This window comes from Arthrobacter sp. SIMBA_036, from assembly GCF_046535135.1.
Lineage (GTDB): Bacteria > Actinomycetota > Actinomycetes > Actinomycetales > Micrococcaceae > Arthrobacter.
This window is the reverse complement of sequence record NZ_JAWRXG010000001.1, coordinates 259023-272482: the sequence shown is the minus strand read 5'-3', so window position 1 is coordinate 272482 and position 13460 is coordinate 259023. Positions and strand designations below refer to the sequence as shown.

Below are 13460 nucleotides of genomic sequence, written 5' to 3'. Positions count from 1 at the left end.
AGATGGCGCAGAGGGTGGGCAACCAATAAACGATCAGTAGACAGGTTTCTCCGGCTCGATGTCCCGAACCCAGGCGAGGATGCCGCCGTCGAGATGGCTGACCCGGGTATAGCCGGCCTTGCGCGCAGCCTCCAACACGGCAGCCGAGCGCGTCCCTGCCTTGCAGTGGAACACGATGTCCCTATCCTGGGGCAGCTCCACCCACGCTTCACCGGAAAGTATTCGGCCCTGAGGAATGAGGACCGAGCCGTCGATGCTGACAATGCTGTGTTCCCCGGACTCGCGTACATCCACCAGGTCAAAGTCCCGGTCACCTGCATCACGTTCGGCGAGCATGGCCGCGAGATCCTTGGCGGAGACAGTGTGATCCTGGTCTGTCGGTGCAGGAGGCGTGATACCGCAGAAGGCCTCATAGTCGGTCAACTCCGTGACCGGTTCAGCTTCCGGGTCCTTGGACACCTTAATTTCCCGCCAGCTGCCGCCCAAGGCGTCAAAGAGCGCCACCCTGCCCAGCAGCGAACGCCCGACGCCGGTGATCAGCTTCACGGCTTCGGTCACCATCAGGGAACCGACGGCGGCGCACAGCATGCCAAAAACGCCACCTTCACCACAGGACGGCACCGAGCCGGCGGGAGGCGCCTCGGGATAAAGATCCCGGTAGCTGGGCCCGTGCTCGGCCCAAAAGACACTCACTTGGCCGTCAAAGCGGAAGATGGATCCCCACACGTAGGGCTTGCCGAGAATGGCCGCGGCGTCGTTCACGAGGTACCGGGTGGCGAAGTTGTCTGCGCCATCGAGGATGAGATCGTACTGGGCGAACAGCTCCAGCGCGTTGGAGGAATCGAGGCGAACATTGTGGGTGACCACGTTGACCAGGGGGTTGAGCTCGGCGATTGCCTTGCGTGCGGACTCGATCTTGGGCGTCCCCACGTCCTTGACGCCATGGATGACCTGCCGTTGCAGGTTGCTGAGGTCAACGTCGTCGTCGTCCACGATTCCCAAGGTTCCCACGCCTGCGGCGGCCAGGTACAACAAAGCGGGCGAGCCCAGCCCTCCCGCGCCAATGACGAGGACCCTGGCGTTCTTAAGCCTGCGTTGGCCTACAGCGCCAATTTCCGGAATGATGAGATGGCGCGAATATCGCTCAACCTCGGCCGGCGTAAGCCCGGCGGCCGGTTCAACAAGGGGTGGCAGGACAGCGGGCGCAGCGGAGTGGGCAGCAACAATTGAGGCCATACCCCAATGTATGCCCGCCGATGCCGCCAGGTCATATTACCCACCGGTAGAGTGGTCATAACTGCAAGGGAAAGGCGGCTGACTGTGGCTGACGGCACACGGGCAAACGATGGGGCAGCAGCGAAGCCGGACCGGGCAGGATCGCCCCGGTCACCCAGGTTGCCAAGGGACGAACGTCGGGCACAGTTGCTCAACGCCGCCCTGGAGGTTTTTGTGTCCAACGGTTTCCACGGGGCCGCCATGGATGAGATCGCAGAGACAGCTCGCGTCAGCAAGCCCGTTCTGTACCAGCACTTCCCGTCCAAGCGCGAACTGTATATGGCTCTCCTGGACAGCCATCTGGCCACCCTGACCGAGCTCATGCTCAGCGCCCTGAACTCCACTACGGATAACAAAGAGCGCGTCAAGGCCGTCATGCGTGCGTACTACAGGTTCATTGCCGACGACGACCAAGCCCACCGTTTGGTGTTCGAATCGGACCTCATCAACGATCCCGATGTCAGTTCGCGCTTGGAGACGTTCAACAAGACCTTCGCCGACGCCGTCGCACACGTGATCGCCGAAGACACCAAGCTGCCTCCGCTGGAGGCCCAGCTCCTGGGGCGTGGGCTCGCCGGCATGGCGCAGGTCAGCGCCCGGTACTGGCTGGAAACCGACGGTAACCTGGACCTCGATGTGGCCAGCGACCTGATCTATCGTTTAGCTTGGCGCGGAATCAGTCGTTTCCCTAAAGAGTCCTAGGCTACAAATAGAGGACAGACCTAACACTTGATTGGCTTGGAGGCCTTGCTGTGGAAGTAAAGATCGGCATTCAGAACGTCGGCCGCGAAATCGTGCTCGAATCGGCCCTCGATGCTGACGCTGTGGCCAAGATTGTGGCCGAGGCAGTGTCCAAGGGCTCAGAGCTCCGTCTCACGGATGAGAAGGGCCGCCAGATCATCGTCCCCGGCAACGTCTTGGGGTACGTCGAAATTGGGGCTGAAGAGGTCCGCCGCGTCGGCTTCGGCGCACTCTAGAAGCTCAGCAGTCCTACCCAGCAGCAGTCCCACAAGGAGCGCCCATGCTTTCCCTCGTCATCGTGGTCTTGGCTACCATTGCCGCTGGTTTCATCGTGTGGGGAGCTGACAAGCGTCACAGTAGATACGGGACTGTGCTGCCGGCCGGCGTCGCGACCACCGTCGGTGCCCTGGCCTGGATCATCTTCATCAGCGTCGGCTGGGGATACCAGCCGGGCCTGACGTGGATTCCTTGGGTCGCGCCTATCGTGTTGGGAACCATCGCCGCGGTGGCCGTGGCGCTTTTCCTGGGACGTACGCGGACCAAGATCGACACTGCTGCGCTCACCCGGGCATTGCGGCTCTAGCCGCGGTTCACTTAATAGCGGAGGGCCATCACCTTATGGGTGATGGCCCTCCGCTATTAAGCACCTTCAACAACACCTTCGGGCACATCTAACAGGTCCGCTGAACGCGCCTCTACAGGAACTCGGCCCGGCCTTCCATGGCCGATGACGCGAGGGCATGTTCACGTTTGGGGATGCGGCCGGCGCGTTGCGCCAACCTTCCCGCCATGACTGCGTGTTTGAACGCCGCGCCCATCTGCACCGGGTTCTGGGCCCGGGTGACGGCTGTGGCCAGGAGGACAGCATCGCAGCCTAGTTCCATGGCAAGTGCAGCATCCGAGGCTGTCCCGATGCCGGCGTCGAGGACGACGGGAACGGACGCGCGGGAAACAATGAGTTCAATATTGTGCGGGTTCAGGATGCCCAGGCCCGTCCCGATGGGTGCACCCAGTGGCATAACTGCTGTGGCTCCCAACGTCTCCAACCGCAGGGCCAGGACGGGATCGTCATTGGTGTAGGCAAAGACTTTGAAGCCGCGGTTCACCAGCTGTTCGGTGGCGTCCACGAGCTCCACGCCGTCCGGAAGCAGCGTGTGCTCGTCGGCAATGACCTCCAGTTTCACCCAGTCGGTCTCCAATGCCTCACGGGCCAGCTCCGCCGTCATGATGGCATCTTTTGCCGTGAAGCACCCTGCGGTGTTGGGCAGTACCTTGATGTTGTTGTCCACCAGGAGTTGGAACAGCGAGCCGGTTTCCGCTGGGGAATACCGCCGCATGGCGACAGTGGTCAGTTCCGTGCCGGAGGCCAAAAGGGCGGCGCCCAGCCCGTCCAGGCTCGGCGCACCCCCTGTGCCCATGATCAGTCGAGAGCCGAACGTGACGCCGTCGATTACCAAGGGATCGTGATCGCCGGAAGACGGCGTTGTTGTTGTTTCCTGCGCTGCGGTTGATGCCGTTGTCATGCTTTAGCCTCCTTGGACTGCGGTAACAAGTTCTACGTCGTCCCCATCGGCGAGCGCCGTTGCAGCCCATTGGCTGCGGGGCACAACCTCGGAGTTACGGGCGACGGCGACACCGAGCTTGCCGCCGTCGGCAGCCTGTCCGCGGTGGTCCAAGACCCGCCCTGTGATGGCGGTGACGAGCGTGCTAACGGAGACGTCCTCCGCGACCGCGTGGTCTGCACCGTTGAGTTTGATGTTCATGCTGATCCTAGGTTGAGCGTTTGAGGGTTTTCAGAATGCGTGAGGCCAGATCGCCGCGGATCGAACCGGTCGGGCCGGAAGATTGACCAGCGCGGGTCCGAGAAGCCATCAAGCAATCCGCCCACTATCTTGGCGGCGACTGGTGTCAGGAGGACACCATGGCGGAAGAATCCGGTGGCGATGACCAGCCCTTCAGTGTGACCCGTGGAAGCGGCGACGCGCCCAAGGAGCGGTGCGTTATCCGGGGTGCCCGGCCTGGCGCGGGCTGTGACTTCCAGGAGTTCGAGTTCGGCCACCGCCGGAACCAGTGCTTGGGCGTCCCGCAGGAGTTGGTACACACCGCCGGCAGAGACGGCATCGGTGCCCGACGATAATCCGTCTTCTCTTTGTGTTGCCCCAATGACCACCGTTCCGTCATCCCGGGGAACGATGTAAATGGGCACGCCACGGACCACTCCCCGGACGGTTGAGGTGACCAAAGGCCGGAGGTGCTCCGGCACCCGAAGCCTGAGGATATCGCCATACACAGGACGCAGCGGCAGTGTCAGCCCGTCCGGGAGTCCGGGGAACTGCCGGGCGCCCAGCCCGTTGGCCAGCACCGTCTCTTCCGCCACAACAACCGAGCCGGAGTCGAGTTCGACGCCGGTGACGCGTTCGCCGTCCCGCATCAGGCCGGTTGCTGCGGACGCCACCCCAAATCCGTCCCTTGCCCCGGCCACCCAGGTGGTGTCTGCTGGTGAATGCATGGCCAGTCGGGCCAACAGGCAGGCTGCCAGCTTCCGTGGATCCACCTGATGGTCGGATGGGATATCAAAGACGCAGGAAATATGTGGACTCAGCAGCGGCTCACGCTCCCTCGCCTGCCGCAAGGCCATGGGTTCCACCGCCAGCCCGGCGGCGAGCTGCGCGGAACGGAGGTCCATCAGTGCACGACGATCCGCCGCGTCCGCGCCCACTGCAAGGGTCGACGTCGTGCGGTAACCGGTGCTCCCGCCAGCTGTAGGGAGGCCGGCGGCGAACGACGGCCACAAGCGGGACGATTCGAGCATGAGTTCCAGGAGGGCTTCCTCCTGGTAGTGCAATTCGCTGACCGGCGCCAGCATGCCGGCGGCAGCAAAGGTCGCTCCGGTAGCGGGGCGGGGGTCGATGAGTGCCACCGAGCGGCCGAGTCGACGGGCTTCGTGGGCGATGCCCAGGCCGATGACTCCCCCACCGATCACGGCGACGTCGGCATGCAGGGGCCCTTCGCCGCCCTGGATGTGGCTGGATTCTGCCATCTGTTTCCTTCCCTACGCCGGTACTAGCCGGATCAGGTCAAGCGGTCGGCGCTGAAGCCCTCTCAGCCGGACGGTCATATGACGTTTTCCGGCTCCCGCAGTACGTGCCCAGTTTAGAGGAACTACTGTGGTTCCATGACCCAGCACCAAGCCATTGCCTCTGCCCGCCTCTACTTGTGCACTGATGCGCGGGCGAGGCAGGGCGACTTTGAAGACTTCGTGGACGCGGCCTTCCAGGGCGGCGTGGACATCATCCAATTGCGGGATAAGACCTTGGAAGCGGCGGAGGAGCTGGAAAAACTTGCCATCCTCCGTTCGGTTGCCGAGCGTCACGGCCGGTTATGGGCCGTGAACGACCGGGCGGACGTCGCCAGTGTTTCCGGGGCTCCCGTGTTCCATATCGGGCAAAAAGACCTCCCCTTGGGTGCTGCCCGCGGGCTTCTCGGCGGCAACACGGCAATCGGCCTTTCCAGCCACGATCCCCGGCAGATCGATGCGGCCATCAACGCTTCTGCGGGCACGGCAGCCTTGGACTATTTCTGTGTTGGCCCGGTCTGGGCAACGCCGACCAAACCTGGCCGTGCCGCCGTCGGACTGGAGCTGGTCACATATGCCGCAGAAGCCGTGAAGCGTGTGGAGGAGAAGGCTGGGAGGAACGAACCGCTGCCCTGGTTCGCGATCGGCGGCATCGATCTTGACAACGTGGAACAGGTGGTGGCCGCGGGGGCCAGCCGCGTCGTCGTCGTCCGCGCCATCACCGAAGCCACTGATCCGACGACGGCGGCCAAGTCACTGATCGAAGCGCTGGACGCCGCTTAGCCGCACAGCAAATTGATGCTGCCCGGGTTTCGAGACTCCGGGCCCGTTTCGGGCTAACCTGACTTTCGTGTCACATCATCGGATAGCACCCAACGTCATCGACCCGACAGACCAGCTCGCTGCGGCGCTGGCCGCGCTGAGGACCGAATTGGAACTGCCGGGCCCCTATCCGGATGCGGCTGTGGCCGAGGCCCGGAAAGCGGTGGAAAACCACCAGTTGCCTGCAGCGGACATGCGGGATGTTCCGTTCGTCACCATCGATCCTGCGACCTCCACCGACCTCGATCAAGCGCTGTTCATCGACCGTGCCGGAGACGGCTACAAGGTCCTGTACGCCATCTCCGATGTGCCCTCTTTCGTCGTGCCAGGTGGTGCCCTTGACGCGGAGACCCGCCACCGGGGCCAGACCTTCTATGCGCCGGACGGACGTATTCCGCTGCACCCGGAAATCATCAGCGAACAGGCCGGGAGCCTGCTGGAGGGACAGGACTGCGGAGCCTTCGTGTGGAACTTCGCGCTGGACCAGGCGGCCGACGTCGTCAGTGTCACCGTGGTTCGCGCCACGGTCCGGAGCCGGGCCAAACTCAACTATCACGGCGTCCAGCAACAGATCGACGCCGGGACCGCACCGGCTACGCTGCAACTGCTCAAGGAGGTCGGCCTCAAGCGGGTGGAACTGGAACGGTTGCGTGGCGGGGCCAGCCTGAACATGCCCGAACAGGAAATCGTCCAAGCGAACGACGGCGGCGGGTACAAGATCGTAGCCGCCCCCTCTTTGCCCGTGGAAGACTGGAACGCGCAGATTTCCCTCATGACAGGGATGGCTGCTGCGCAACTGATGCTGGCGGGCAAGGTGGGGATCCTCCGGACCATGCCGGCCCCTGACGAACGCTCGCTGCTGCATTTCAAGAGGCAAACACAGGCCCTCGGCAAGCCTTGGGACGGCCAGGTGAGCTATGGCGAGTATCTGCGGACCCTTGATGCAACCGACCCCAAGCAGTTGGCCATCCTCCATTCGGCAGGCTCCCTGTTCCGTGGGGCCGCTTACACTCCCTTCGACGGCGATGTTCCCGCAGAGGTCCTCCAGGCGGCCATCGGCGCACCGTATGCCCACGCCACGGCGCCCCTCCGAAGGCTCGTGGACAGATTCGTCCTGGTCATCTGCGAGGCCCTCAGCAACAAGCGGGAAATCCCGGCCTGGGCCCGTGAAGCCCTCCCCTCACTGCCTGAGATCATGGCGACCTCGGACCAGCTCGCAGGCCGGCTCGAACGGTTGGCTGTTGACACGGTAGAGGCGGCGCTCGTGGCCAACCTCATCGGCCAGGAATTCGATGCTGTGGTCATCTCCGGGTCCAAAGCAGGCAACGGAAACGGAAACGGCAACGGGAGCGGCCCTTCCGGCCTCGTCCAGATCGCGGATCCGGCCGTGACGGCCCGATGCGACGGTGAAATGGAGTCAGGGACCAAAGTCCGGGTGCGCCTGACGCAGGCCGACATTGCCAATCGCGAGATCAGGTTCGAGTTGCTCCCGCCAAGCCATGGAACGGACGATCCGGGCTTTGAGGCTGCCAGAGGATAGACTGAGCCAGTAGTAATGGATGCCCGGTCGTTGATTCAGATGATTTTGAACTCAACAAGCCCGCCCCTACGCGATCTTGAGATATACCGGCTGGTCACCAGTGCCAGTAACTAGATAGCCCGCGATCGGCTTCCACTGGAATTGCATGTGCGCCCGTTCGTGCTCCGGTAACGGCTTCGCTGCCCCCGTTGAGCATGCAGCGCCAATGCCTAAATGAATAAGGAAACTCCCTGTGAGTGAATTGCATACCCATGAAGTCCTCACCGACTCCACCGGCACCGAAATTCTCGAACCCGAGGAAACCATCGTCTCCACCGAGACGCCCCACGAGATCGAAGAGAAGACATTCGCCGACTTCAACGTCCGCGCCGACATCGTCGCGTCTCTGGCCGACGCCGGAATCACGCATCCCTTCCCCATCCAGGCCATGACCTTGCCCGTGGCGCTGAGCGGCCACGACATCATCGGCCAAGCCAAAACGGGTACCGGTAAGACGTTGGGATTCGGCATCCCTGCCCTGCAACGGGTTGAAGGACGCGATGACCCGGGATACTCCAAGCTCGCAGTTCCCGGCGCGCCGCAGGCATTGGTGATCGTCCCCACCCGTGAACTCGCGGTCCAGGTTGCCAACGACCTCCAGACTGCCTCACGCCAACGCAATGCACGTATCGCGACGATCTACGGCGGAAGGGCCTACGAGCCCCAGGTGGACGCGCTGCAAAAGGGCGTCGAGATTGTTGTCGGTACACCCGGCCGGTTGATCGACCTCTATAAGCAGAAGCACCTGAGCTTGAAGAACGTCAAGATGGTGATCCTTGACGAGGCAGACGAAATGCTGGACCTGGGCTTCCTTCCGGACGTCGAGACACTCATCGCCGGCACTCCCGCGGTTCGTCAGACCCTGCTCTTCTCGGCCACCATGCCCGGCCCCGTCATCGCGATGGCCCGCCGTTACATGACCAAGCCGACCCACATCCGCGCAGCCGACCCCGACGACGAGGGCCTCACCAAGCGCGACATCCGCCAGCTCATCTACCGTGCGCACAGCATGGACAAGACCGAAGTCGTGGCACGTATCCTGCAGGCCCGTGGCCGCGGACGAACCATCATTTTCACCAAGACCAAGCGCACCGCCGCGAAGGTCGCCGAGGAGTTGGTGGACCGCGGCTTCGCTGCGGCAGCCATTCACGGTGACCTCGGCCAAGGCGCGCGCGAACAAGCCTTGCGGGCCTTCCGCAACAACAAGGTGGACGTCCTCGTCGCCACCGACGTCGCCGCCCGCGGCATCGACGTCGACGACGTCACGCACGTCATCAACTACCAGTGCGTGGAAGACGAAAAGATCTACCTGCACCGGGTTGGCCGCACCGGCCGCGCAGGCAACAAGGGCACTGCCGTCACGTTCGTGGACTGGGACGACATGCCCCGCTGGGGCCTGATCAACAAGGCCTTGGGACTCAGCGTTCCCGAGCCGGTCGAGACCTACTCCTCCTCGCCGCACCTCTACGCGGACCTGGACATTCCCGAGGGCACCAAGGGCCGCCTCCCGCGGAACAAGCGGGTCCTTGCCGGTGTGGACGCCGAAGTTCTCGAGGACCTCGGGGAAACGGGCAAGAAGAACTCACGCTCGGGCGGATCGGGCCGCGACGGCGGGCGCGACGGTGGGCGTGACAGCGGCCGGGGCCGCGATGCTGGCCGTAGCCGCTCCGGCAAGTCCGGGGACGGCGACTCAAGCGAAGCAAAGGCGGACGCCGGACGCAACCGCACCCGCCGTCGTCGTACCTCCGAAGGCGAAGCGGCTCCAGCAGCAGCTGCCTCCGAGGCACCGGTTTCCGGGGACGCCGCAGAAAAGCCGGTACGCGCACGCCGTACCCGCACGCGCCGCCGCAACGGTGAAGTGGTTTCCGGTGAGTCCGCAGGCACCCAGTCCGGCAACTCCGAGGCCTAAAGTCCTCAATGACTGACACTGTTTGGGCGCCGGACGGCAGCAATCTGGTGGTACACGCGGACAACGCGGACTTCCTGCCAACCCTGCCGGACGGCGCCTTCACTCTCATCTATGTTGACCCGCCCTTCAACACCGGGCGGGTCCAACGCCGACAGGAAACGCGGATGGTCCGCAACGCGGACGGCGACGGCGACCGGGTCGGGTTCAAGGGTCGCTCTTACGACACCATCAAGGGCGCCCTGCACAGCTACGACGACGCGTTCAGCGACTACTGGTCGTTCCTGGAGCCCAAGCTCTTGGAAGCTTGGCGGCTTTTGGCCGATGACGGCACGCTGTACCTTCACCTCGATTACCGCGAGGTGCACTACGCCAAGGTGATGCTCGATTCCATCTTCGGCCGGGAATGCTTCCTGAACGAGATCATTTGGGCGTACGACTACGGCGCCCGCGCGAAGAACCGCTGGCCGACCAAGCATGACAACATCCTCGTCTACGTCAAGAACCCGGCCAGGTACCACTTCGACAACGCAGAGGTCGACCGGGAGCCGTACATGGCCCCGGGGCTCGTCACGCCAGCCAAACGCGAGCTGGGGAAGCTGCCGACGGACGTTTGGTGGCACACCATTGTGTCGCCGACGGGCCGCGAGAAAACCGGCTACCCCACCCAGAAGCCCGAAGGTTTGGTCCGCAGGATCGTCTCGGCCTCCAGCCGTGAAGGAGACTGGTGCCTGGACTTCTTTGCAGGCTCAGGAACCCTGGGCGCGGTCGCGGCCAAACTGGGACGGAAGTTCGTCTGCGTCGACCAAAATGAACAGGCGATTGACGTCATGCGCAAACGGCTGGGCGCCAAAGCAGCCTTCCATCCAGCCGTTTCAAGCAGCACTTTTGACGAACGCCTGCACGGCGTTGGCAATCATCTGCACGGCGATGGCTGAGAGCAACAGACCCGCGATCCTGGTGACCAGTTCCACGCCGTTCTCGCCCAAGGCCCGCTGAACCAGACCAGCGAACCGCATGGCGAGGTACAGCGAGGCGAGCACCACCACGATTCCCAATCCCACGGCAAGGTATTGCGAGACCTCGTGGGACTGCTGAACGAAAACCATGACCGCCACGATCGCTCCGGGCCCGGCCATCAGCGGGGTCCCCAAGGGCACGAACGCCACGTTTTTGTATTTGGCGGCGTTTTCCTCGCCGCTGGTGGACCCCGTAAGCAACTGCAAGGCAATCAAAACCAGCAGCAATCCGCCCGCTCCTTGAAGGGCGGCCAACGAGATGTGCATGTAGTTCAGGATCGACTGCCCGAAAATGGCGAAGAGCACAATGACGCCCGTGGCTACCAGGAGAGCCTGGAAGGCAGAACGGTTCCGGTCCTTCGCCGACATTTGAGCCGTTAGGGACATGAAAATGGGCACCGTTCCGGGCGGGTCCATAATGACGAAAAGCGTGACGATCACGGATGCGAGTAGTTGGACGTCCATCAGGCCACCCTTGTGGCGCAGGTATCGTGTTCCACCTGACTACCTTGTTTCAGCGGACTACCCTGCCTCACCGGATTACCCTGCTGCCGGTTGCCAATTCCTCTATCCGCGCAAGGACTTCGGGTCGCGTGGTGTTCTCGCCGATCAGGTTCGGCTTGCCGGCCCCGTGGTAATCCGAGGAACCCGTGACCAGCAGTCCATGGGTCGCGGCCAGTTCGCGAAGGAACGTGCGTCCTTCTTCGGGATTGTCCCGGTGGTCCACCTCCACGCCCAGCAGTCCGGCGTCGATCATCTCCTGGTAAACGCCCTCCCCCACGATCCGTCCGCGCGATGACGCCACCGGGTGCGCAAAGACGGGCACGCCGCCCGCTGCCCGGACGAGCTCGACGGCGAGGGCCGGGTGCGGCGCGTAGTGCTGGACGAAGTACCGTGAATGGGACGTGAGGATCGACGTGAACGCTTCCGTCCTATCCGCCACAACTCCGGCAGCGACCAGCGCGTCGGCGATATGCGGGCGGCCCACGGTGGCCCCGGGCGCAACATGGTGAATCACGTCATCCCACGTGAGCGGATAATCCTCGGACAGCAGGCTGACCATGTGCTCGGCACGGGTCAGGCGGGCGTCCTTGGACTTGGTGATCTCTTCCAGCAAGCCGGGGTGCGCGGGATCGTGCAAATAGCTCAGCAGATGGACGCTGATCCCTTCCTTTGTCCTGCAGGAAATTTCCATCCCGGGAACAAAGGCAATCCCATTGTCCTGCGCCGCTGCAGCCGCAGACTCCCAGCCGTCCGTGGAATCGTGGTCCGTCAATGCCACGGCGTCGAGCCCCGCCGCAACGGCGGAAACAATCACCTCCGCCGGGGACTGGGTTCCATCGGAAACATTGGAGTGCGTATGCAGGTCGATCCTCACTTTCCCAGCCTATTGGATGCGCGGCCGCATACGCCGGTGCGCCGTTGGCCACATCAACTCACTGGTGGGACGATGTAACGGTGAACGATGCCGAAAACACCCAAAACATGGACTCCGCAAATTCCCAGCCCCTGCAAGAACGCGTGAACAACCGTTCCCAGCGGCCCACATCCGAGGCCTTCAAGGCCTTCATGGCCAGCAACTGGGCGCCCGCCCCGCAGGTAACCCCTGCGCGCGACGCCGTCGCTGACCACGCTGCCCGCCGCCGTCGTGCCATCTCCGAACTGTTCAAGGGCGAACGGCTGGTCATCCCGGCGGGGCCACTGAAGGTACGCTCCAACGATTGCGATTACCGGTTCCGCCCGCACTCCGGTTTCGCGCACCTCACCGGGCTGGGCCTGGACCACGAGCCCGACGCCGTGTTGATCCTCGAGCCTGTCGCTGAAGGAAAGGGCGACGACGCCGGCCACCACGCGGCGACGCTTTACTTCCGGCCGCTCGCCGGGCGCGATACAGAACAGTTCTACGCCGACTCGCGCTCCGGTGAGTTCTGGATCGGTGCACGTCCAACGCTCGCTGAATTCGAGGCCCGGCTGGGCCTCCCCACCGCCGACATCTCCGAACTGGAGGTCGGTATCACCAAGAACGTCGGGGCTCCGGAGATCGGCGGGATCTCCATCCGCCTGGTCCGCGGAGTAGACGAGAACATCGATGCCCTGGTGGACACTGCCCGCTTCAACACCGCCAAGGACCCGGAAAACCTTGACCTTGGTGAACTCGACGCACTCGATGAAAAGCTGAGCGAAGCACTCTCTGAATTGCGCCTCATCAAGGACGAGTGGGAGATCGAGCAGATGAAGATCGCCGTGGCCGCCACCGTCGAAGGCTTTGCCGACGTCGTCCGCGCCCTTCCGCGCGCACTGACCCACCGGCGCGGCGAACGGGTTGTTGAAGGTGCCTTCTTTGCCCGGGCACGCGAAGAAGGCAACGAGTTGGGCTATGACACCATAGCGGCATCCGGCAACAACGCCACGGTGCTCCACTGGACCCGAAACTCAGGCCCCGTCAAGGCTGGGGAGCTCCTCCTCCTGGACGCCGGGGTGGAGGCGGAGTCGCTTTACACCGCGGACGTCACCCGCACCCTGCCGGCCACCGGCACGTTCACCGACGTTCAGCGCAAAGTCTACGAAGCTGTCCTCGACGCCGCCGACGCCGGATTCGCTGCTGCGCGTCCGGGCGTCAAGTTCCGCGACATCCACACCGCTGCCACCACGGTGCTCGCAGAACGCCTGGCGGAGTGGGGCCTGTTGCCGGTCTCTGTCGAAGAAGCGATCAGCCCCGAGGGCCAGCAGCACCGGCGCTGGATGCCGCACGGAACCAGCCACCACCTGGGCCTGGACGTCCATGACTGCGCACAAGCCAAGCGCGAACTCTACTTGGACGGGGTCCTCACCGAGGGAATGGTCTTCACCATCGAGCCGGGACTGTACTTCAAGAACGAGGACTTGGCTATTCCCGAGGAGTACCGCGGCATCGGCGTCCGGATCGAGGACGACATCCTGATGACCGCGGACGGCCCACTGAACCTCAGTGCCGCCCTCCCCCGTACGGTCGAGGACGTCGAATCATGGATGGCCGGGATTTACCAAGAGGCCGCGGGCTAA

The 13460-nt window shown here is 63.6% G+C and carries 14 protein-coding genes and 1 riboswitch; of the genes, 8 read left to right on the top strand and 6 right to left on the bottom strand.

Going from position 1 to position 13460, the window contains the following annotated elements; translation table 11 throughout:
* Positions 1 to 33: 33 nt before the first annotated feature.
* Complete coding sequence (gene moeB / locus SB659_RS01330; protein WP_284978902.1) at positions 34 to 1236, bottom strand: molybdopterin-synthase adenylyltransferase MoeB; 1203 nt, start codon at positions 1234 to 1236, stop codon at positions 34 to 36.
* 6 nt (positions 1237 to 1242) lie between these two features.
* Between moeB and SB659_RS01325 the strand changes: the two genes are divergently transcribed.
* Genes SB659_RS01325 through SB659_RS01315 form a run of 3 tightly spaced genes read left to right on the top strand, consistent with a single transcriptional unit; the run spans position 1243 to position 2599 of the window.
* Positions 1243 to 1977 (top strand): TetR/AcrR family transcriptional regulator, encoded by a 735-nt coding sequence (locus SB659_RS01325; RefSeq protein ID WP_284978903.1) that lies wholly within the window; start codon positions 1243 to 1245, stop codon positions 1975 to 1977.
* A 50-nt stretch (positions 1978 to 2027) separates the two neighbouring features.
* Positions 2028 to 2252 carry a DUF3107 domain-containing protein gene (locus tag SB659_RS01320; protein WP_144659727.1) on the top strand — a complete coding sequence of 75 codons (225 nt, stop codon included), beginning with the start codon at positions 2028 to 2030 and terminating at the stop codon, positions 2250 to 2252.
* A 44-nt stretch (positions 2253 to 2296) separates the two neighbouring features.
* Positions 2297 to 2599: a hypothetical protein gene (locus SB659_RS01315; RefSeq protein WP_284978904.1), complete on the top strand. Its 303-nt coding sequence runs from the start codon at positions 2297 to 2299 to the stop codon at positions 2597 to 2599.
* 112 nt (positions 2600 to 2711) lie between these two features.
* Here SB659_RS01315 and SB659_RS01310 read toward each other — a convergent pair whose 3' ends face one another.
* From SB659_RS01310 to thiO, 3 genes are all read right to left on the bottom strand, one after another.
* A complete protein-coding gene (locus tag SB659_RS01310; protein ID WP_284978905.1) occupies positions 2712 to 3539 on the bottom strand; it encodes a thiazole synthase in 828 nt (275 codons plus the stop codon).
* A gap of 3 nt (positions 3540 to 3542) precedes the next feature.
* A complete protein-coding gene (thiS, locus tag SB659_RS01305; RefSeq protein WP_410549256.1) occupies positions 3543 to 3779 on the bottom strand; it encodes a sulfur carrier protein ThiS in 237 nt (78 codons plus the stop codon).
* The gene (gene thiO / locus SB659_RS01300) at positions 3776 to 5056 is read right to left on the bottom strand and encodes a glycine oxidase ThiO (protein WP_284978906.1); all 1281 of its coding nucleotides are present in this window, start codon (positions 5054 to 5056) and stop codon (positions 3776 to 3778) included. The genes thiS and thiO overlap by 4 nt, the downstream gene beginning before the upstream one ends.
* A riboswitch (TPP riboswitch) is annotated at positions 5049 to 5165 on the bottom strand. Its footprint overlaps the gene before it by 8 nt.
* Before the next feature lie 26 nt (positions 5166 to 5191).
* On the opposite strand from thiO, the gene thiE reads away from it, so the two are divergent.
* From thiE to SB659_RS01280, 4 genes are all read left to right on the top strand, one after another.
* Positions 5192 to 5875, top strand: coding sequence for a thiamine phosphate synthase (thiE, locus tag SB659_RS01295; RefSeq protein WP_284978907.1), 684 nt, complete (start codon positions 5192 to 5194; stop codon positions 5873 to 5875).
* 67 nt (positions 5876 to 5942) lie between these two features.
* Positions 5943 to 7454 (top strand): RNB domain-containing ribonuclease, encoded by a 1512-nt coding sequence (locus tag SB659_RS01290; protein ID WP_284978908.1) that lies wholly within the window; start codon positions 5943 to 5945, stop codon positions 7452 to 7454.
* Positions 7455 to 7686: 232 nt separating this feature from the next.
* A complete protein-coding gene (locus tag SB659_RS01285; protein ID WP_284978909.1) occupies positions 7687 to 9402 on the top strand; it encodes a DEAD/DEAH box helicase in 1716 nt (571 codons plus the stop codon).
* A gap of 8 nt (positions 9403 to 9410) precedes the next feature.
* Complete coding sequence (locus SB659_RS01280) at positions 9411 to 10337, top strand: DNA-methyltransferase (protein WP_284978911.1); 927 nt, start codon at positions 9411 to 9413, stop codon at positions 10335 to 10337.
* Here the strand turns inward: SB659_RS01280 and SB659_RS01275 are convergent.
* Positions 10275 to 10883 carry a MarC family protein gene (locus tag SB659_RS01275; RefSeq protein WP_284975977.1) on the bottom strand — a complete coding sequence of 203 codons (609 nt, stop codon included), beginning with the start codon at positions 10881 to 10883 and terminating at the stop codon, positions 10275 to 10277. The two genes, SB659_RS01280 and SB659_RS01275, sit on opposite strands and share 63 nt — an antisense overlap.
* A 67-nt stretch (positions 10884 to 10950) precedes the next feature.
* Positions 10951 to 11796, bottom strand: a complete 846-nt coding sequence (locus tag SB659_RS01270; RefSeq protein ID WP_284978912.1) for a PHP domain-containing protein — start codon at positions 11794 to 11796, stop codon at positions 10951 to 10953.
* Positions 11797 to 11876: 80 nt separating this feature from the next.
* Here SB659_RS01270 and SB659_RS01265 point away from each other — a divergent pair, with 80 nt between their 5' ends.
* Complete coding sequence (locus tag SB659_RS01265; protein ID WP_410549255.1) at positions 11877 to 13460, top strand: aminopeptidase P family protein; 1584 nt, start codon at positions 11877 to 11879, stop codon at positions 13458 to 13460.

Bases quoted from the DNA above. Each gene is read 5' to 3' on its own strand.
- thiE (WP_284978907.1), top strand. From the start codon at position 5,192: ATGACCCAGCACCAAGCCATTGCCTCTGCCCGCCTCTACTTGTGCACT.
- thiO (WP_284978906.1), bottom strand. From the start codon at position 5,056: ATGGCAGAATCCAGCCACATCCAGGGCGGCGAAGGGCCCCTGCATGCC.
- SB659_RS01275 (WP_284975977.1), bottom strand. From the start codon at position 10,883: ATGGACGTCCAACTACTCGCATCCGTGATCGTCACGCTTTTCGTCATT.
- SB659_RS01315 (WP_284978904.1), top strand. From the start codon at position 2,297: ATGCTTTCCCTCGTCATCGTGGTCTTGGCTACCATTGCCGCTGGTTTC.
- SB659_RS01325 (WP_284978903.1), top strand. From the start codon at position 1,243: ATGTATGCCCGCCGATGCCGCCAGGTCATATTACCCACCGGTAGAGTG.
- moeB (WP_284978902.1), bottom strand. From the start codon at position 1,236: ATGGCCTCAATTGTTGCTGCCCACTCCGCTGCGCCCGCTGTCCTGCCA.
- SB659_RS01310 (WP_284978905.1), bottom strand. From the start codon at position 3,539: ATGACAACGGCATCAACCGCAGCGCAGGAAACAACAACAACGCCGTCT.
- SB659_RS01280 (WP_284978911.1), top strand. From the start codon at position 9,411: ATGACTGACACTGTTTGGGCGCCGGACGGCAGCAATCTGGTGGTACAC.
- thiS (WP_410549256.1), bottom strand. From the start codon at position 3,779: ATGAACATCAAACTCAACGGTGCAGACCACGCGGTCGCGGAGGACGTC.